The 17,504-nt window shown below is 61.0% G+C and carries 17 protein-coding genes and 1 riboswitch; of the genes, 10 read left to right on the top strand and 7 right to left on the bottom strand.

Going from position 1 to position 17,504, the window contains the following annotated elements; translation table 11 throughout:
- Positions 1–45: 45 nt before the first annotated feature.
- Entirely contained in the window at positions 46–1,128 is a 1,083-nt protein-coding gene (locus tag MTP42_RS08585; protein WP_249257137.1) for a mechanosensitive ion channel family protein, read from the bottom strand.
- Between the two features lie 126 nt (positions 1,129–1,254).
- A riboswitch (FMN riboswitch) is annotated at positions 1,255–1,374 on the top strand.
- Between the two features lie 141 nt (positions 1,375–1,515).
- Between MTP42_RS08585 and MTP42_RS08580 the strand changes: the two genes are divergently transcribed.
- The gene (locus tag MTP42_RS08580; RefSeq protein ID WP_097770557.1) at positions 1,516–2,115 is read left to right on the top strand and encodes an ECF transporter S component; all 600 of its coding nucleotides are present in this window, start codon (positions 1,516–1,518) and stop codon (positions 2,113–2,115) included.
- A gap of 134 nt (positions 2,116–2,249) precedes the next feature.
- On the opposite strand, the gene MTP42_RS08575 is transcribed toward MTP42_RS08580, so the two are convergent.
- A complete protein-coding gene (locus MTP42_RS08575; RefSeq protein WP_249257136.1) occupies positions 2,250–3,584 on the bottom strand; it encodes an MATE family efflux transporter in 1,335 nt (444 codons plus the stop codon).
- 226 nt (positions 3,585–3,810) lie between these two features.
- On the opposite strand from MTP42_RS08575, the gene MTP42_RS08570 reads away from it, so the two are divergent.
- Together MTP42_RS08570 and MTP42_RS08565 are read left to right on the top strand one after the other, a co-directional pair.
- Positions 3,811–4,755 (top strand): phospho-N-acetylmuramoyl-pentapeptide-transferase, encoded by a 945-nt coding sequence (locus MTP42_RS08570; RefSeq protein ID WP_249257135.1) that lies wholly within the window; start codon positions 3,811–3,813, stop codon positions 4,753–4,755.
- A 226-nt stretch (positions 4,756–4,981) separates the two neighbouring features.
- Positions 4,982–6,310 carry an MATE family efflux transporter gene (locus tag MTP42_RS08565; RefSeq protein WP_249257134.1) on the top strand — a complete coding sequence of 443 codons (1,329 nt, stop codon included), beginning with the start codon at positions 4,982–4,984 and terminating at the stop codon, positions 6,308–6,310.
- A 50-nt stretch (positions 6,311–6,360) separates the two neighbouring features.
- On the opposite strand, the gene MTP42_RS08560 is transcribed toward MTP42_RS08565, so the two are convergent.
- Together MTP42_RS08560 and MTP42_RS08555 are read right to left on the bottom strand one after the other, a co-directional pair.
- On the bottom strand, positions 6,361–6,876 hold the full coding sequence (locus MTP42_RS08560) for a cob(I)yrinic acid a,c-diamide adenosyltransferase (RefSeq protein ID WP_097773716.1): 516 nt from the start codon (positions 6,874–6,876) through the stop codon (positions 6,361–6,363).
- Complete coding sequence (locus tag MTP42_RS08555) at positions 6,873–7,469, bottom strand: histidine phosphatase family protein (RefSeq protein WP_249257133.1); 597 nt, start codon at positions 7,467–7,469, stop codon at positions 6,873–6,875. The genes MTP42_RS08560 and MTP42_RS08555 overlap by 4 nt, the downstream gene beginning before the upstream one ends.
- Positions 7,470–7,602: 133 nt before the next feature.
- Here MTP42_RS08555 and MTP42_RS08550 point away from each other — a divergent pair, with 133 nt between their 5' ends.
- The 3 genes from MTP42_RS08550 to MTP42_RS08540 are packed head-to-tail and all read left to right on the top strand — an operon-like array spanning position 7,603 to position 9,646.
- The gene (locus tag MTP42_RS08550) at positions 7,603–8,190 is read left to right on the top strand and encodes a 5-formyltetrahydrofolate cyclo-ligase (RefSeq protein WP_249257132.1); all 588 of its coding nucleotides are present in this window, start codon (positions 7,603–7,605) and stop codon (positions 8,188–8,190) included.
- Positions 8,174–8,788, top strand: coding sequence for a cyclodeaminase/cyclohydrolase family protein (locus tag MTP42_RS08545; RefSeq protein WP_442899467.1), 615 nt, complete (start codon positions 8,174–8,176; stop codon positions 8,786–8,788). The genes MTP42_RS08550 and MTP42_RS08545 overlap by 17 nt, the downstream gene beginning before the upstream one ends.
- A gap of 12 nt (positions 8,789–8,800) precedes the next feature.
- On the top strand, positions 8,801–9,646 hold the full coding sequence (locus MTP42_RS08540) for a bifunctional 5,10-methylenetetrahydrofolate dehydrogenase/5,10-methenyltetrahydrofolate cyclohydrolase (protein WP_117504874.1): 846 nt from the start codon (positions 8,801–8,803) through the stop codon (positions 9,644–9,646).
- Positions 9,647–9,696: 50 nt separating this feature from the next.
- Here the strand turns inward: MTP42_RS08540 and MTP42_RS08535 are convergent, their stop codons facing one another.
- The 3 genes from MTP42_RS08535 to MTP42_RS08525 form a co-directional block, all read right to left on the bottom strand.
- Positions 9,697–10,434, bottom strand: coding sequence for a hypothetical protein (locus tag MTP42_RS08535; RefSeq protein WP_249257130.1), 738 nt, complete (start codon positions 10,432–10,434; stop codon positions 9,697–9,699).
- A gap of 208 nt (positions 10,435–10,642) precedes the next feature.
- The gene (locus MTP42_RS08530) at positions 10,643–12,397 is read right to left on the bottom strand and encodes a hypothetical protein (protein WP_249257129.1); all 1,755 of its coding nucleotides are present in this window, start codon (positions 12,395–12,397) and stop codon (positions 10,643–10,645) included.
- Positions 12,397–13,317 carry an AAA family ATPase gene (locus MTP42_RS08525; protein ID WP_098925095.1) on the bottom strand — a complete coding sequence of 307 codons (921 nt, stop codon included), beginning with the start codon at positions 13,315–13,317 and terminating at the stop codon, positions 12,397–12,399. The genes MTP42_RS08530 and MTP42_RS08525 overlap by 1 nt, the downstream gene beginning before the upstream one ends.
- Positions 13,318–13,783: 466 nt before the next feature.
- Here MTP42_RS08525 and MTP42_RS08520 point away from each other — a divergent pair, with 466 nt between their 5' ends.
- The 4 genes from MTP42_RS08520 (at position 13,784) to MTP42_RS08505 (ending at position 17,435) form a co-directional block, all read left to right on the top strand.
- Positions 13,784–14,026 carry a hypothetical protein gene (locus MTP42_RS08520; RefSeq protein WP_005931949.1) on the top strand — a complete coding sequence of 81 codons (243 nt, stop codon included), beginning with the start codon at positions 13,784–13,786 and terminating at the stop codon, positions 14,024–14,026.
- A gap of 227 nt (positions 14,027–14,253) precedes the next feature.
- Positions 14,254–14,808 (top strand): ECF-type riboflavin transporter substrate-binding protein, encoded by a 555-nt coding sequence (locus MTP42_RS08515; RefSeq protein WP_097773722.1) that lies wholly within the window; start codon positions 14,254–14,256, stop codon positions 14,806–14,808.
- An 85-nt stretch (positions 14,809–14,893) separates the two neighbouring features.
- Entirely contained in the window at positions 14,894–16,615 is a 1,722-nt protein-coding gene (locus tag MTP42_RS08510; RefSeq protein ID WP_249257128.1) for an ABC transporter ATP-binding protein, read from the top strand.
- Positions 16,605–17,435, top strand: coding sequence for an energy-coupling factor transporter transmembrane component T family protein (locus MTP42_RS08505; RefSeq protein ID WP_249257127.1), 831 nt, complete (start codon positions 16,605–16,607; stop codon positions 17,433–17,435). Before MTP42_RS08510 ends, MTP42_RS08505 begins: the two co-directional genes overlap by 11 nt.
- The last annotated feature ends 69 nt before the right edge of the window (positions 17,436–17,504 follow it).

Genomic DNA, 17,504 nt, shown 5'->3' with positions numbered 1-17,504 from the left:
CCCCCTGTGCGCCGCAGCAGGCACACAGGGGGCGTTGTGGTATGCTCAATTCTTTTCGATGTAGACGCTGGTGGAGGGGAAGGCGAAGTCCACGCCGTCTGCCTGCATCACGTCCATGATGTTCAGGTTCAGATCATTCTGCTGCTGCAGGAAGGTGGCATAGACATTGGTGGTCAGGTAGGCCGAGATGAGGATGTTGATGCTGGAATCGCCAAAGCTGGTCAGCCGGACGATGTTGGTGCCCTTGTTGGTGTAAGGGCTGCTGTCCAGCATGGCCTGCAGGTCAGCCATCAGCTTTTCCAGCTGGGCACGGGTGGTGCCGTAGGTGACACCCAGCGTGAACTTATAGGGCCGCATGGTGCGCAGGGCTGTGTTCTGGACAGTGGAGGCGCAGATCTGGCTGTTGGTGATAATGACCACGCTGTGGTCCATGGAGCGGATGCGGGTGGAACGGAAGTTGATGTCGATGACCTCGCCCTCCACATTGCCCACGGTGATCCAGTCGCCGATGGAAAAGGGTTTGTCCAGCAGGATGACGATGCCGCTGAACAGGTTGCTGGCGCTTTCCTGCGCGGCCAGCGAGATGGTCAGGCCCACAAGACCGGCACCGGCTACGATGCTGCCGATGGGGAAGCCGACGATCTGCGCGCAGGTGGCAACACCCAGAATGATGACCAGCACCTTGTAGGTGGTGTCCAGCAGGGAGCGCAGGGTTTTGTTGCTCCGGATCTCCGGGCTGCAGGAGGCCAGCAACAGGTCGGCTACCTCAGAAGCATTGTACAGGCCCTGACAGAACAGGAGGGTCGTTGCGATCTTATAGGCCGTGAACAGAAACTTTGTCAGGCCCGGAATGGCCCACGGCAGGCTGGTCAGGGCCAGATACAGGCCGCTGTAAAAGGCCATCTGCTCCAAAGGGCTCTGTAAGCTGCGCAGGAGGATGGGCGTGGCGGCAAAGTGCCAGCTGCGGGCCTGCAGAGCAGGAAAGATCTTCCGGCGCAGCAGCCAGCCGAGCAGAAGCCCCGCAAAAACGATGACAGCGGCGCAGACAGCCCGGGCAGCCAGCGCCCACCAGCCCTCCAGCAAAAAAGGCCCGATCTCGAACCCGAGGTCACGAACGGTAAAAATCATGGCAAAAAGCTCCTTGTATCAAAAATTGTAACATCCTGTCCCACAGTATACCATATCCGGCCCGTGCAGGGCAAATAAAAAAGGGGTTGACAAGGCGGAGCAGCCGCGTTATACTCTTGGCCAGAAAGTTCGTTTCAGGGCGGGGTGAGATTCCCCACTGGCGGTACAGCCCGCGACCACCCGCAAGGGTGTTGACCCGGTGAGACTCCGGGGCCAACGGTATAGTCCGGATGCAAGAAACGGCAGGCAATACGATTTGTCTACGCGCCCTGTTGCAGTGTTTGCTGCGGCAGGGCGCGTTTTTGATTGTCTTCCCGGTTCCGAACCACGCGAAAGGGGCTTTCCAATCTTTGATTTGGGGCCAGAACGCCCCGGGAGGATATTACCATGAAGAAAAACACGACCCGCAACCTGACCGTTGCCGCCATGCTCAGCGCGGTGGCCTTTATCCTGATGTTCATCGAGTTCCCGCTCCCGATGCTCATCCCGTCCTTCGTCAAGATGGACTTCTCTGACCTGCCCGCTCTGCTGGGTGCCTTTGCCCTTGGCCCGGTGTACGGCGTGATTATCAGCTTTATGAAGAACCTGCTCCATGTGGTCATCAAGGGCACCTCTACCGCACTGGTGGGTGAGCTGTGCAACTTCATGCTGGGTGCGGTGTTCTCCGCACTGGCCGGTTACCTCTACAAGCACCACAAGAGCCGCAAGAACGCCATCATCGGCGCCGTGGCCGGTGCCGTGGCCATGGCCCTGTTCAGTGTGCCGTCCAACTACTTCATCACCTACCCGGCCTACGTCAAGTTCTATCACATGCCGCTGGAAGCCATCCTGGGTATGTATCAGGCGATCCTGCCCTCTGCCAACAGCCTGATCAAGTGCCTGGTCATCTTCAATATGCCCTTCACTCTGGTCAAGGGCCTGCTGGATGCCCTGATCTGCATGTTGATCTATAAGCCGCTCTCTCCCATCCTGCATGGCCGGAAGTGAGTGACAAAACAAAAAAGAAAGGACGCGAAAGCGTCCTTTCTTTTTTGCTTTTATCGATTCGATTTAAGACAGCGCGCCCTTTTCCAGCCACTTGCCTCGGGCAAGGCGGATGAGGAACAGCAGGCCCCGGATGCTCAGTTCGCAGCACATGGCACCCAAACGCCCATCAGGCCCAGCCGGGGAGCCAGCAGGAACGCCAGCGTCAGCCGGATGCACCACATGCTGAATATGTTCAGCACAAAACAGGAGGTGCTGTCGCCCGCACCCTGCATGGCACCGCTGGCCACGATGGAGGCACCGAACATGGGCTCGGCCCAGACTTCGATGCGCAAAACCTGAGCACCCAGAGCGATGACAGCCGCATCGGTGGTGAAAAGGCTCATCAGGGCGGGGGCAAAGATCCACAGGCCAACGCCGGAAAGGGCCATGACCCCCATGCCAAGGCCGGTGCACAGCCAGGCAAACCGCTTGGCCATATCCTTCCGATTGGCACCCACGGCCTGGCCGATGAGGGTGACGGCTGCGCTCTGGATGCCGTAGCCTGCCATGTAGCACAAGCCCTCGGCGTTGACAGCCAGGCTGTTGGCGGCAATGGCCACGGTACCCAGGCCGGCCACGATGCGCACCAACACCACCTGCGCCAGAGAGATGGCGGCACGTTCTCCCGCCAGAGGACCGCCGACCCACAGCAGGTTCCGCAGGCAGGAGCGGGTGATCTTCCAGGGGGCAGGCTTCCGGATGCAGAGGGGGCCTTCCCGCAGCAGCAGGATGGCCAAAGCCAGCAGGCCGCCCACCACAGTGGCCAGGGCGGTGCCCAGGGCTGCGCCGGGCACACCCAGCCCGGCACCCCAGACGGTGATGCCCCACAGCGTCCGGGTGGGGTTGATGAGGAAGAAGTTGAAGATGGCATCCAGCACGCAGACCAGCACGCTGATGAGGCTGGCGGTCAGGGCGTAGCCTGCCGCCCGGAGGATGGAGGCGTACATGCCCATGGCCATGGTGAAGGGCAGAGCCGTTGACCAGATGGCAAAGTAGGCTGTGGCGTTTGCCCGCAGGGAGGGGTCAGCTCCCAGCCACCCCGGCAGAAAGGGGCTGATGCCCAGGCCGAAGAGGGCGGCACCCACGCCCAGGATCACATTGAAAAGCATGGCCTGCCGCAGCACGCTGCGAGCATCATCCTGCCGGTCGGCCCCCAGATACTGGGCGATCTGGATGGAGAGGGCAGTGTACAGGCCCACCAGAACACCGTGGAGCAGCCAGGTGCTGGAGCTGACGATGCCGATGGAAGCAGTAGCTTCTGCACCGATGTGGCCCACCATGGCAGCATCGATGTATCCCATGGCAGTGACCACCAGCTGCTCCAGAATGGAGGGGATGCTCAGCGCCAGAGCCACCTGGGCCGTCTGGCGGGAAGGGATGGTCTCACCCTGCCGCATCCGGGCCGAAAGCTGTTCAAGTGAAAGTTTCATGTCTTCTCCTTTTTCTCCGATTTTCCTGCGAGACAAAAAAATACCCTCGAAAGGGCGTTTGTTCTCCCATTATAGACAGGGGGGCGAAAAATGTCAACCCATCTACCCCCGGGGTAGCCATTGCCCTGGAGATTGATTTTTTGGCCCGGGCGTGATACACTTCATTTGTATCCAGCAGTGAAAGAACAGGAACGGCCTCTGCCGCTCCGGGAAAGAGGAAAAAACTATGCTTCAACTGCTTTCTGGCAACCCGCGCACCGTGGATGCGCTGGGCTTTCTGCTTGCATTTGCGCTGACCGCGCTGATGGACTCGGTGTTCCACGATAAGCTCCCCCACGACCATGGCCGTGCGTTTGCCGTGAACGGCGAACTCTCCAAGGGCAAGGCCCGGGGTTCCGGCCTCATCTTTGTGCTCTGCATTGCACTGGTCACGCTGGCCGTGGTGCCCTTTAAGACAGAGTACGTCATCTACACTGTCCTGCTCATTGCGTCCATGCTCTCCGGCTATTTTGACGATGCTGCCGAGACTGCCTGGAACGAGTACAAAAAGGGCCTGATCGATCTGGTCATCGCCGTTGTGGCGGGCGTGACCTACCTGAACTTCAACGGCACGGAGGTCAACTTCCTGAGCTGGAGCTTCAGCCTGCCCTATGCCGTCTACCTCATCCTCATCATCGTCCTGATCTGGGCCAGCATCAATGTAGTCAACTGCACCGATGGCGTGGACGGCCTTTCCGCCAGCCTTGCCGTGGTCAGCATCGGCACCTTCCTGCTGGCCTACTGGGAGGAACTGGGGGATTACGCCACCGCAGGCATCGTGTTCATTGGTGCCCTGCTGGCCTACCTGTGGCAGAACGCCAAGCCTTCCACCCTGCTGATGGGTGACGCGGGCAGCCGCGCCATGGGCTTCTTCCTGGCCGTCCTGGCCCTCAAGAGCAGCCATCCCTTCGCCTTCCTGCTGGCCGCGCTGGTGTTCATCGTGGACGGCAGCCTGGGCATCCTGAAGATCAGCTTCAAGCGGTTTTTGCACATCTCCATCCTCAAGAACACCCTGACCCCGCTGCACGACCATGTGCGCAAGCGTCTGGGCTGGAGTGATGAGCAGGTCGTGGTCCGCTGGCTTATCCTGCAGGCTGTGGCATCCGCCTGGCTGCTGCTGTTGGTGCGGTAAAACACAAAAAAGAAATGCAGCGCCCGCACAGGAAAGCTCCTGCGCGGGCGTTTTGCTGTTCTGGTCCGGGAGGAAAGTTCCAGCTTCCGGTACAGCGTTTCCAGACAGGCTGGGCCACGAATTTCCTGCATGAGTTCACCTCATTTCTTTTATTTCATTGTGCCATGTGTCACAAACAAATGCAAGCAAAACCTTTATAATAGGGACGAAAGTGGAGGAAAAACCAATGGATTCTATTTTTGATCTCGATCATCTGTACCGCACCTATTTCAAGATGGCGCTGCCCTCGGTGTTCGGCCTGATGGTGAGCGTGGTGTATAACCTTGCCGATACCTTTTTCATTGCGCAGTCCAACGATACGGCGCTGATTGCGGGTGTTTCGCTCTGTGCGCCGGTGTTCACAGCCCTCATGGCCTTTGGCAACATCTACGGCCAGGGCGGCAGCTCACTCATTTCCCGCCTGCTGGGACAGGACGACCGTGAGGGCACCGGCCGGGTCAGCTCGTTCTGCTTCTATGTGGCCCTGACTACGGGCGTGGTGTTGGCAGCCCTGATGATGCTGTTCCGCGTCCCGCTGCTGGGCATTCTGGGTGCGACTGCTGAGACGATGCCACACGCACAGGCCTATTACACCGTGCTGGCCATTGGTGCCCCGGCCACGGTGCTAAACTTTATCCATTCCAACCTCGTCCGCTGCGAGGGCATGGCCACCCAGTCCATGATCGGCAGCATCGGCGGCACGGTCATCAACATCATTCTCGATCCCATCCTCATCACCACAGTGGGCTGGGGCGCAAGGGGCGCGGCCATTGCCACCATTGTGGGCTACCTGTGCAGCGACCTGTACTTCCTGTGGCTGCTCCACAAAAAGAGCCGCTGCCTGTCTGTCAAGCTGTCCCAGTGCCACGTCACGGGCAGGGAGCTGCAGCAGATTTTGGGCGTGGGTGTTACTGCCGCGCTGAGCAACCTGATGCAGAGCCTGACTGTCATTGTGATGAACCAGTTTCTCTTGCCCTATGGCAACGATAAAATTGCCGCCATGGGCATTGCCAGCAAGGTGAGCATGATCGCCCAGCTGGTTCTGGTTGGCTTCTCGTTCGGCGGCATCCCACTGTTCGGTTACCTGTACGGCGCAAAAAAGCGGGACGTGATGCGCAAGCTCATCCGCTTCTGTCTGACCTTCCTCGTCTCCATCGCCGTGGTGCTGTCCCTCATCCTCTGCCTGAATTCCGGGGCACTGATGCGGCTCTTCGTGCAGGATGCCGGGATGATCGCCACTGGTGCGCAGATGCTCCGCTGGCAGGTCTACACCGCAGCCTTTGGCGGCGTGGTGCTCCTGCTCACGGTGCTGTTCCAGGCAACTGGTAAAATCGTACCGTCCTTCCTGCTCTCCATCAGCCGTCAGGGCGTGGTGTTTCTGTTGGCACTGGTGGTCTGCGTACATCTGTTCCAGTATCAGGGCGTGCTGATGGCTCAGGCTGTGGCCGACATCCTGAGCGCTGCGCTGGCCCTTGGCCTGCTGGCGGCCAGCCGCGATATCATCGCAAAACAGTAAACACAAAAACGCCCGGAGGGCCGCTGAAAGCTGCGGTTCTCCGGGCATTTCTAGTATTCGATGCCTTTGCGCGCCTTGATGCCCTTCTGGTAGGGGTGGCGGCGGCATTTCATCTCAGTGGAGTAGTCGGCGGCATCCAGCATCCACTGCGGGGCCTTGTGGGCGGTCAGCACGCATTCCTGCGCGGCGGGACGCTCCAGAACGGCCCGCCGGAGCAGGTCTTTGTCCACCATGTCCAGCTCCCAGGCCGAACCGGCCTCATCTAAAATGAGCAGGTCGGCAGGCTCGGCCAGTGCGGCGGTCAGGTTTTCGTTCTGCACGGCCCGGGCAGCGGCCTTTTCCGCTTCGTTCATCTGGAACACGAACTTCTGCCCGCCCTTGCCCCGGAAAATTTTTGCCCCCAGCTGGGCCAGCAGAGGGATCTCGCCGCTCTGCCCGCCCTTGAGGAACTGCACGATGACCACCCGTTTGCCGCTGCCCAGTGCGCGGAGGGCAAGGCCCATGGCGGCGGTGGTCTTCCCCTTGCCGTCGCCCCAGTAAAGATGCAGCAGGCCCTGTTCCATCATCCGTTCTCCTTGGTGTATTGCACGGTCTCCACCAGGTGCAGGATGTGCTGCGCCGGCCAGTCCCGGGCATCCAGCACGTAGCCGCCCGCATTGGGGCCGCACCAATCGTGAAAGCTGCGGCGGGGCACGCCAAACCGCTCCAGTGCGGCCATCTGGGTGCCGCCATGGGCCACGATGACCAGCCGCTCCTGCCCTTCGGCAAGGGCCTTGTCAATGAGGTCGGCCAGCGTTTTGCACACCCTGTTGCAGAAATCGCTCCTGCGCTCCCCGTCCGGGTGGGCAGCGTGCTCGTTTTCCTGCACCCATGCCAGATACTCCGGGTCCTGCTCCACTTGTACGAAGGTCTGGCCCTCGAACCGGCCGAAGTTCATCTCCTTCAGCCCGTCCACCGGAATGAGCTTTGCCCCGGGAAAGAACACCCGCGCCGTCTGGGCGGTGCGCTGCAGCGGGGTGACATAGACCACCTCCGGTGCAAAATCTGCCTGCCGCAGCTGGGCGATGCCTGCGGCGGAAAGGGGGATGTCCCGCTGACCCTGATATCGTTTTTGCGCGTTGTACTCCGTCTGGCCGTGACGCAGCAGATAAATGAGCATAATCGTTCTCCTTTTTGGTTTGTTCTGCACCATTATAGCCTATTTTGCGGTTATTTTCCAGCCATGCTCTTGCAATTCTTCCGCATTTCAGATATATTGAGTGGGTATGAAATTTCAGGGGAGAGAAGTGTCAATGGAGATCCGGGAACGGAAAGCAGCGCAGCGCCGGGCGGGCATCATGGCCCGCAGGGGTCTGCCGCAGGCAGAAAGAGCGGCGGCCAATGCAGCCATCTGTGCCCGCATTCTGGCCATGCCCTGCTTCCAAAAGGCAGAGAATCTGCTGCTCTACGCCGCTTTTGGCGGGGAGGTGGATCTTGCTGGGCTGGCAGAGCAGGCGGCCCGGCTGGGCAAAACGGTGGCCTATCCGGTCTGTGGGGAGAACTTTACCCTGACCGCCGCCGTACCGGGGCCGGACGGCTGGGAGGTTGGGGCTTACGGCATCCGTACGCCGGTTCTGGAACGGGCGGCGCTCATCCGGCCGGAGGCGCTTGATCTGGTGCTGGTGCCCTGCACTGCCTTTGATGCGGCCTGCCGCAGGGTGGGCATGGGCAAGGGCTACTATGACCGCTATCTGTCCAGGTGCCGGAACGCCGTGGCGCTGGGCGTGGCCTTTGAGGCCCAGCGGGTGCCGGAAGCGGCTGCAGATGAACAGGACCGGCAGCTGGATGGATTTGTAACAGAGAGGAAAGTATATCGTGGAACTGATGAATTTGAGCTGTGAAGGTTTTCTGGAGGAGCTGGCCAGCAAGGCGGCGGCTCCGGGCGGCGGCGGCGCTTCGGCGCTGGTGGGCGCGGCCGGTGTGGCGCTGGGCAGCATGGTGGGCAGCCTGACCGTGGGCAAAAAGAAATATGCTGCCGTGGAAGCGGACATCATTGCCCTGAATGCCCGGGCCGAGGCCCTGCGCAAGCGGCTGGAAGCGCTGGTACAGGCCGACGCGGAGGCCTTTCTGCCTGTGGCGGCGGCCTACAAGCTGCCGAAAGAGACCCCGGAACAGCAGGCCCACAAGGCCGCGGTGCTGGAAAAGGCACTGGACAGAGCCTGTGCCGTGCCGCTGGAGGTGATGACTGCCTGCGGTGAGGGCATCGCACTGGCCGCAGAGTACGCCGAAAAGGGCAGCGTGCTGGCCCGTTCCGATGCCGGATGCGCGGCGCTGTTCTGCAAGGCAGCCATGCAGGCGGCGGGGCTGAACGTGAAGGTCAACACCCGCCTGATGGCAGACAAGGCCCATGCGGATGCGCTGGAGGCCAGGGCGGAACAGCTGCTGGCCGAGTTTGTGCCGCAAGCTGACAGGGTCTATCAGAGTGTATCAAATGAGTGAGGGGAGAAGAAAATGGCTCAGATCTTGAAGGGTGCGCCCGTGGTGGCCGCCATGAACGAAGCAAACGCCGCGCGCTGTGCCGCGCTGAAGGAAAAGGGCATCGTGCCCACGCTGGCTGTGGTACGGGTCGGCGCGCGGGAGGATGACATTTCTTATGAAAAGGGAATCGTCACCCGGTGCGGTAAGGTTGGCGTGGAGGTGCGGCAGTTCCATCTGGCGGAAGATGTTACGCAGGAGGAACTGCTGGATGTGATCCGGCAGATCAATGGGGATGCATCGGTTCACGGGTGCCTGATCTTCCGGCCCCTGCCAAAGCGGTTCGATGACCGCAGGGTCCAGGAGGCGCTTGCCCCGGAAAAGGACGTGGACGGCATCACGGACGGCTCGATGGCTGGTGTGTTTACCAACATGCCCATCGGCTATCCGCCCTGCACGGCGCAGGCCTGCCTTGAGATCCTGAAATACTACAACGTGCCGCTGTCCGGCAAACGGGCCGTGGTCGTGGGCCGCAGCTTGGTGGTGGGCAAGCCCGCCGCCATGATGCTGGATCGGGAAAACGCCACCGTGACCCTCTGCAATTCCCGCACCCGGGACCTGCCCGCTCTTTGCCGGGAGGCCGATGTGCTGGTGGTCGCCATGGGCAGGCGGGGAGCCATCGGGGCCGATTGCCTGCGGGAAGGTCAGGTCGTGGTGGATGTGGGCATCCACGTCAATGAAGAGGGCAAGCTCTGCGGCGATGTGCGCTTTGATGAGGCAGAACCCATCGTGGAGGCTGTCACCCCGGTGCCCGGCGGTGTGGGCACAGTGACCACCTCTGTGCTGGTGGGCCATGTGGTGGATGCCGCATCCGCACAGTAAAACAGAAAACAACAGGCGGTGCCGGAGATTTCCGGCACCGCCTGTTGTTTTCATACGGTTGCAAGCACGGCAAGGATGCTCTGCCAGCGGGGGTTCTGCACCTGCTGCGCGGCACGGCGGGGCGCGGAAGGTGAAACCGTGCGGGCAGGACGCTGGACGCAGTCAGCCGGCTGCGCAAAGGGGGAGGCGAGTTCTGCCTGCCAGCGGGCGGCCAGTGCCATGGCCTCAGGGTTGGATTGCAGGGTGCGGCGCTCCGTTCCGGCCAGAAAATCGCCCAGCCAGCAGAGGATTGCCGCAATGGGCAGGCAGTCGGCGGCACGGGTGGACCAGTAGTTCCACTCGCCGCCCCGGCCCACAAAGCTCTCCACGGTGATCATGGCACCTTCCCGGGCAGATTGAGGCAGGCAGGAGCGGGAGGTGCCTGCCGCGCGGCGCAGCTCCCGCAGAATGATCTCAGTACGGCCCGCGTCCAGGGTGTCATCCCGGATGCAGGCGGAAAAGTCCGCACTGTCCAGCAGGTTTTCGGCCCGGGTGGGGAATTGCCCTGTCATCTCGCCGGATGCGTTGTGGCAGAGCTGCCAGCCCTTGCGGAACAGCTGAAAGTTCAGGTTGCGGCGGCCCATGGTGGAGTAAAACACCCGGGCGCGGCCATTGGGAGACTGCCGCAGCTCCAGATAGGCATCAGCGCCGCCCAGGTCCTGTACCTTGACGGTCAGGAGCAGGGAAGAATTGTTTTTTTGTGCGGACATGGCACGGTGCATCTCTTCAAAATAGCGGCTGGCATCCATAGCGGGTCTCCTCTCTGGTTTTGGATGATGTGTCGGAAACCATCCATCGGTTGTTCTCTGTCTGCATTATAACATATATGACAACAAAATACAACTATAAGTTTGACAAAAACCAAAATATTTTGGAAATTCGGGGATGCGTACAAACGGATTGGTTGTAAATGGAAAAGGCTTCTCCCGTCGGAGAAGCCTTTTGTGGTGGCAGGATTCAATCGCCCAGCTCCCGGATCTCATTCTGGATGAGCCGCCCAGCGGCGCGTGCCAGCTGATCCATGCCCCGGATGCGGGCGAGATTTTTGCCGTAGATGCGTTCTGCATCGTGGCTGGAGCTGTCCTCGCCCATGAACACGGCAGAGACACGCAGACCATTGCGCCGCAGGGTGCGCACCTCGGCGGCGGCATCGTCCACGCCGTAGGAGCCGCCGTAATCACAACCCAGCGGTTGTTCCGGGCTGGGTGGTACGCGGCGGCTGTCGTTGGGGGAAGCATCCGTCAGCAGGATGAGCAGATGCCGGGGCGCTGGGCCGGGGTCAAAGCTGACCAGATCGCCTGCCGCCCGCAGGGCAAGGCCGTCGCGGTTCCAGCCCGATGCAAAATACTGGTCGATCCCCTGCAGGCTTTTGTCCGCAAAGCCCTTGAGCACCCGCAGAACCGTATAGCCCCGCAGGCTGCAGAAGCTGCTGACCCGCACCGGGATGCCGCAGGCGGCAAGGCTCTGGGCCAGGATCGTGCCCTGCGCCGCAATGACCTCCTGACAGTGGAGCCGGGAAGCCGACGCGTCCAGCAGCAGGTCCACGGTGAAGGAGGGCTGATTCTCCTCTTCGGAACAGCGGAACACCCGGCTGTCGTTCAGAAGGGGAGCGCGCCAGACCCGCTCCGGGTCCAGAGCGCCGCTGCGGGCGATCCGGGCATTGGGCTGCTGGTGGACCAGAATGCAGTTGCGGATCTGCTCGGTGAGCCGGAGCACTACGCTGCGGTGAAGCGCCCGGTTTTTGGCGTAGTAGGCGCGGTTGCGGTCGGCCTGCAGCTGAGCCTGCTCGGCCAGGTGCTTTGCCTCCGGTGTGGGGGCCTGTTCCGGGCTGGGCACGCCGGAGGCAAACCAGAGGCGGCACCCGAGGTGCGCCCCGGTGCAGAGCGCCTGCTCGGCCTTGCGCAGACGCTCGGGCGGATAGAGGGAACGGCCAAAGCAGCTTTCAATGTAGGCGCGGTCCTCGGCGGCATTCTGCCGCAGGGTGATGTGGGCCAGCCGCTTGTCTGCCGTGGGGCCGGAGCCGCCCGCCTCCACGGAACCGGAGTGCTCCACGGTCAGACGGTCGGTCTTGATCATCTGGGTGGGCAGCGTTTTGGTGGCAAGAGAGGCCAGCAGCCCCTCCAGATGCAGATGAAGCCCCACTTTGTGCCGGATCTTGCCGTCAAACAGGGCAAACCTTGCAAACAGGCCCAGCAGCTCACCCTTGAGCTGGCCGGGCTGGGGCGGTTGGGAGGGAGAAAGTGCCTCTGCCAGCCGGCTCTCGTAGGGGGTCATCACAGGCGGATGCCTGCCCTGTACGGTGCGCCAGCGGTCAGCCTGCATGGTGTAGACCAGCTGATTTTTTGCCATCCACTCCTGCCGCGAAAGCTTGTACTGGATGCCGAAGAAATAGTCCGCGTGGGCCCGGCGCAGCTCGGAAAGGACCGGGCGGCGGGGCAGTTCCAGCAGATAGACCGCGCTTTCGAGGTAGAGCCATGTCAGATCGTCCAGCTGGCTCTCCCGGAGATCGCCGTCCCATGTGGCAAAAAGGTCGCGGAGCAGGTCGTCGCCATAGTATTTGTGCACCAGCCCCACGACACAGTTCATATAAAAATCGATCGTGCCGTCGGTGTTGCGGGCCAGGAAAAGCGGCTCAAAGCCGTAGGCTCCCGCCGCCGCCCACACCTGATTGGCGGCCCGCCGCTCCTCGGCGGTATAACTCCGGGCATCCATCAGCGGAACAGCTTTTCAGCCGTCAGGCTGGCCGGGATGCGGGCGGCGATCACGTCCCGGATCAGCCCCTGCTCGTAGGAATCAAAGGCCTTGTTGGTGATGCCCATGTCCAACGCAGGCCCCGCAGCCACGCCCCGGCGCATCAGGCGCAGAGCATCCAGCATTCCGCGCAGATCCAGCGCTTTGGTGGAAATTTCGGCGCTGTCGCATTTCTTTTGCAGGTCGAGGAAGAGCAGAGCAAACTGGTGCACATATTTGTCCGTCAGGTCGGCAAACTGGGCCCGCAGCAGCTTTTCAAGGTTTTCCTCCGTGATGGTGGGCATCTGGATGACTGCAAAGCGGGAGGTCAGGGCCTCGTTCAGCTCACGGGTGCCCGCATAGCCATAGTTCATGGTGGCGATGAAGCGGGTCTCTTCGGCCAGCGGGATGCGCTCGTAGCCGGGCACATCAATGGCGCGGCGGAAGTCCAGCACGGCGTGGAGGACGGCCAGGGCCTCGTTTTTGGCCATGTTGATCTCGTCCAGCACGCCGAAGCCGCCGCACTGGGCACAGCGGTAGACCGGCCCGGGCCGGAAGGTGACCGCCCCATCCACAAAGGTGTCCATGCCGATGAGGGAGGCTGCATCCATGTTCACATGGAACGAGATGTCCCATGCGGGGCGGCCAAAAGCGGCGGCCAGATTCTCGGCCAGCACATTTTTGCCGGTGGCCTTGCCGCCGGCCAGCAGCAGGTTCTCGCCGCAGAGCAGGGCCGCCAGTGCCTGCTCCCAGACCTCCCGGCCATAATAGGTAAAGCCGGAAACGGGGATGCGGGGGCGCAGGGCCTCGGGCAGAGCGTGGGCGGCGCGGTATTCTTCCACAGCGCGCAGCAGGTCGGGGCTGATGCCCTCCTGCCGTAATGTTTCCATCAGATCAGACATCCAAGACATCTCCTTGCGGTTGGCTTTGCCAAACCGATTTTTCAGCCTTATCATAGCACAACCGCTCCGGTTTGTGTAGGGGGCGCGGGGGCATTTTTTGCCGGATTTTTGCCCGGGAAATGCCGCAGGGCGGAACGGATCTGTGTGCTGCCGTGCAGACGAAGGCGTTTTTCGTGCCCGGGGATCGTGCGGCAGCGGATATTTTGTGGAAAGCTGTCGAAATGGCAGGTGTTCCGCGTTGTGGGTATCCACTTTTGGCTCAGAATGGTAAAAATTCCGGAAATTCGATTGACAAATCCGAATATTTATCGTATAACCTATATATGGGAACAATTCCGGAGGGAATGCGGAACTCGTGCCCCTGCCCGTTCCTGTCGGAGGAACCACGGTCTGGTTCTGGTGCCGGTGTACTTGGTTTGGTGCAGACGGTAAGTATAGATTGATTTGAAAGAGAGGAATCCCCGATATGATGAACAATGAGATCAAAATGCCCGCTAACTTTGCTGCGATCGATGAGAACGAAATGGTGTACCTGCAGGGTGGCGCAACCACCGAGGCTACCGCTTGGGACGTGTTCCTGAACGTTGGCAAGCTGTTCAACTACATCGCCCGCGTGTTCTCCGCAGGCAGCTCCATCGTTAACAACATCAATGTTATCGTGACCACCTTCCAGACCCTGAGCACCTTCAGCCTGACCGCTAAGAACTAAGGTTTGGGCCAAAACCGAATCAGCATTCACAGGGCATCCGCTCCGGCAGGCGCGGGTGCTCTTTTTTGCTGCACAGGGCGGGAAGGCATTCGCCCCCAAATGCAGGAAAGCAGCCTTTTTTCTGCAAAGCGGGCGGATTGTCCATTGACAAGGCTCAAGAGGGTGTCGTATACTAACGATGCCTTGCAAGAAACCCCGCATCCGCGGAATAAAAGAGGAGAGAGAATATGAAAAATAACAACAGCAGCATCAAGCCCGTTGTCGCTGTCGGTATCGGCGCGGCATTGTTCTTTGTTCTGGGACGTTTTGTGGCCATTCCCAGCCCGGTGCCCAACACCAACATCAGCCTGCAGTACGCCGTTCTGGCCCTGCTGGCTGCCATGTACGGCCCCGTGGTCGGCGGCCTGATCGGCTTCATCGGCCACACCCTCATCGACCTGTCCTGGGGCGGCAGCCCCTGGTGGAGCTGGGTCATCGCCTCCGCCTTTGTGGGCGTTGTGGTGGGCCTGTTCTCCAAGAAGCTGAACCTGCAGGAAGGCGAGTTCAGCAAGAAGCAGGTGGCTTTCTTTGCGCTGGCCAATATCGTGGCCCATCTGCTGGCCTGGATCCTGGTGGCCCCCGTGCTGGATATTGCCATCTACGCCGAGCCAGTCAAGAAGGTGTTTGCACAGGGTGCATTTGCCGCCGTGTCCAACAGTATCACCGCTGTGGTGGTGGGCGGCCTGCTGGTGCTGGCTTACACCAGAACCATCGCCAAGAAGGGCTCTCTGGATCAGGAGTGATCCCCGCATGAAACCCGGCCTTTCCATCTGCGCCGTCCGGCCCGTTGGAAAGGCTTTTTTGATGAACAGCTGAGGTATCATACCCATGGCAGAACGTAAACCCATCATCTCATTCCGCAACTTTTCCTTCCAGTACCGCGCCCAGAAGCGCCCCACCCTGACCGATATCGATCTGGAGATCTACCCGGGTGAACGGGTGCTCATTGCAGGCCCCTCCGGCAGCGGCAAGAGCACGCTGGCGGGGTGCATCAACGGGCTGAACCCGTTTTCCAACCCCGGCGCGTGCACCGGCACCCTGACCGTAGACGGTGTGGATGCGCCTCACAGCAGCCTCTTTGAGCTTTCGGCCCATGTGGGCACGGTGCTGCAGGACCCGGACGGCCAGTTCATCGGGCTGACCGTGGGCGAGGACATTGCCTTTGCACTGGAAAACAGCTGCACCCCGCAGGATGAGATGCACGCCATCACCCGCCATGCCGCCGAGCTGGTGGGCATCGAGAACCATCTCGGCTATGCACCGCACGAGCTTTCGGGCGGGCAGAAGCAGCGGGTGAGCCTGGCGGGCGTGATGGTGGATCAGGTCAAGATCCTGCTCTTCGATGAGCCGCTGGCCAACCTCGACCCCGCCACCGGCAAGCAGGCCATTGAGCTGATCGACGAGATCCAGAAAAAGACGGATACCACGGTGCTCATCATCGAGCATCGGCTGGAGGATGTGCTCTGGCGGAACGTGGACCGCATCGTGCTGGTGAACGGCGGCACCATTCTGGCAGACCTGCGCCCGGACGAGCTGCTCTCGGGCAGCCTGCTGGCGGAAAACGGCATCCGGGAGCCGCTGTATGTCACGGCTCTGCGCTATGCCGGGGTGGATATCACTCCGGACAAGCACCCCGCCCATGTGGACAGCCTTGTGCTGGACGATACCGACACCCAAAAGCTCCGGGACTGGTTCACGGCCCGGCCCCGGCCCGCCGCGCAGCCGGAACGGGAGCCGCTGCTGGAGGTGAAGGACCTGAGCTTTGGTTATCAGAAGGGCCAGCAGACCCTGCGGGATGTCAGCTTCTCGATCGGCAAGGGGGAGATGGTGAGCATCGTGGGCCGGAACGGCGCGGGCAAATCCACCCTTTCCAAGCTCATCTGCGGCTTCGAGACCCCGGATGCGGGCGAGATCTTCCTGAACGGCAAGCTGCTGGCTGAGGAGAACATCCGCCGCCGCGCCCAGCACATCGGCTATGTGATGCAGAACCCCAACCAGATGATCTCCAAGACCATGATCTACGATGAGGTGGCTCTGGGTCTGCAGCGCTCCGGCCTGACCGAGGAGCAGATCCGGGAAAAGGTGGAGGCGACCCTCAGGGTCTGCGGCCTGTATCCTTTCCGGAACTGGCCCATCTCGGCACTGAGCTTCGGCCAGAAAAAGCGGGTGACCATTGCCAGCGTGCTGGTGCTCGACCCGGAGCTCATCCTTCTGGATGAGCCCACCGCCGGGCAGGATTTCCGGCACTATACCGACATCATGGAGTTCCTGCGGGGCCTGAATGCCCGGGGCGTGACGGTGGTGATGATCACCCACGACATGCACCTGATGCTGGAATACACCCGCCGCGCGCTGGTGTTCTGCGACGGACGGCTCATTGCCGACCGCACCGCGGCCGCCGTTCTGTGTGACCCTGCGCTGGTGGAACAGGCGGCCCTGAAGGAGACCAGCCTGTACACGCTGGCCAACCGCTGCGGCATTGCGCCCGCACAGGAATTTGTAGAGAGATTTATTGAGCAGGACCGGGAGGTGAGAGAGGGTGGCCGCTAAGACTGTTTTGAATTATCTCCCCCGGGAGAGCGTCATCCACAAGATGACCGGAACCACCAAACTGGCGTTCTTCCTGCTGTTTACCTTTGCCAGCATGATCACCTACAACACCTGGGTGCTGCTGGGCCTGTTGGTGGTCAGCCTGCTGGCCTTCAGGCTGAGCCGGATCAAATTCCGGGAAGTCCGGTTTATGATGACCTTCATGCTGGTGTTCCTGCTGCTGAACAACCTGTTCATCTTCCTGTTCGATCCCAATCAGGGTACCACCCTGTACGGCACCCGCACGGTGCTCTGCCACCTGTTCTGGCGGTATGACCTGACAGCGGAACAGCTGTTCTATATGATCAACATCAGCCTGAAATATTTTGTGGCCCTGCCGGTGGCCATCCTCTTCATCTCTGCCACCGACCCCAGCGAGTTTGCTGCCAGCCTGAACAGCATCGGCATCTCGTATAAAGTCGGCTATTCGGTGGCCATTGCCCTGCGCTACATCCCCGATATCCAGCGCGACTACCACAGCATCAGCCAGGCCCAGCAGGCCCGCGGCGTGGAGCTGGGCAAAAAGGAGCCCTTCTTCAAGCGGATGAAGAACTCTGTCAACATCCTGCTGCCGCTCATCCTGACCAGTCTGAACCGCATCGACACCATTTCCAATGCAATGGAGCTGCGCGGCTTCGGCAAGAACAGCAAGCGTACCTGGTATACCCAGCGCCCCTTTGCCCGGCGGGACTTCGTTGCCCTGGGCGTGGGCGCGGCCCTGCTGCTCATCAGCCTGACCGTGACCATCCGCTTTGGAAGGTTCTATAACCCATTCCTCTGAACAAAAAGTAAAACATCCCCGCACTTCCTGTTTCGGCAGGCCGTGCGGGGATGTTTTGCTTTTACAGAC

This window comes from Faecalibacterium sp. I2-3-92 (assembly GCF_023347315.1).
Taxonomy (GTDB): Bacteria; Bacillota; Clostridia; order Oscillospirales; family Ruminococcaceae; genus Faecalibacterium; species Faecalibacterium duncaniae.
Note: the sequence above shows the minus strand (reverse complement) of the source record. Positions and strands in the feature narration are given on the sequence as shown.

Excerpts from the sequence above, each read along its gene's own strand:
- MTP42_RS08515 (WP_097773722.1), top strand. The coding sequence starts at position 14,254 with ATGAAAAATAACAACAGCAGCATCAAGCCCGTTGTCGCTGTCGGTATC.
- MTP42_RS08525 (WP_098925095.1), bottom strand. The coding sequence starts at position 13,317 with ATGTCTGATCTGATGGAAACATTACGGCAGGAGGGCATCAGCCCCGAC.
- MTP42_RS08585 (WP_249257137.1), bottom strand. The coding sequence starts at position 1,128 with ATGATTTTTACCGTTCGTGACCTCGGGTTCGAGATCGGGCCTTTTTTG.
- MTP42_RS08550 (WP_249257132.1), top strand. The coding sequence starts at position 7,603 with ATGGAGATCCGGGAACGGAAAGCAGCGCAGCGCCGGGCGGGCATCATG.
- MTP42_RS08570 (WP_249257135.1), top strand. The coding sequence starts at position 3,811 with ATGCTTCAACTGCTTTCTGGCAACCCGCGCACCGTGGATGCGCTGGGC.
- MTP42_RS08510 (WP_249257128.1), top strand. The coding sequence starts at position 14,894 with ATGGCAGAACGTAAACCCATCATCTCATTCCGCAACTTTTCCTTCCAG.
- MTP42_RS08520 (WP_005931949.1), top strand. The coding sequence starts at position 13,784 with ATGATGAACAATGAGATCAAAATGCCCGCTAACTTTGCTGCGATCGAT.
- MTP42_RS08565 (WP_249257134.1), top strand. The coding sequence starts at position 4,982 with ATGGATTCTATTTTTGATCTCGATCATCTGTACCGCACCTATTTCAAG.
- MTP42_RS08560 (WP_097773716.1), bottom strand. The coding sequence starts at position 6,876 with ATGATGGAACAGGGCCTGCTGCATCTTTACTGGGGCGACGGCAAGGGG.
- MTP42_RS08545 (WP_442899467.1), top strand. The coding sequence starts at position 8,174 with ATGAATTTGAGCTGTGAAGGTTTTCTGGAGGAGCTGGCCAGCAAGGCG.
- MTP42_RS08530 (WP_249257129.1), bottom strand. The coding sequence starts at position 12,397 with ATGGATGCCCGGAGTTATACCGCCGAGGAGCGGCGGGCCGCCAATCAG.
- MTP42_RS08540 (WP_117504874.1), top strand. The coding sequence starts at position 8,801 with ATGGCTCAGATCTTGAAGGGTGCGCCCGTGGTGGCCGCCATGAACGAA.
- MTP42_RS08575 (WP_249257136.1), bottom strand. The coding sequence starts at position 3,584 with ATGAAACTTTCACTTGAACAGCTTTCGGCCCGGATGCGGCAGGGTGAG.
- MTP42_RS08555 (WP_249257133.1), bottom strand. The coding sequence starts at position 7,469 with ATGCTCATTTATCTGCTGCGTCACGGCCAGACGGAGTACAACGCGCAA.
- MTP42_RS08580 (WP_097770557.1), top strand. The coding sequence starts at position 1,516 with ATGAAGAAAAACACGACCCGCAACCTGACCGTTGCCGCCATGCTCAGC.
- MTP42_RS08535 (WP_249257130.1), bottom strand. The coding sequence starts at position 10,434 with ATGGATGCCAGCCGCTATTTTGAAGAGATGCACCGTGCCATGTCCGCA.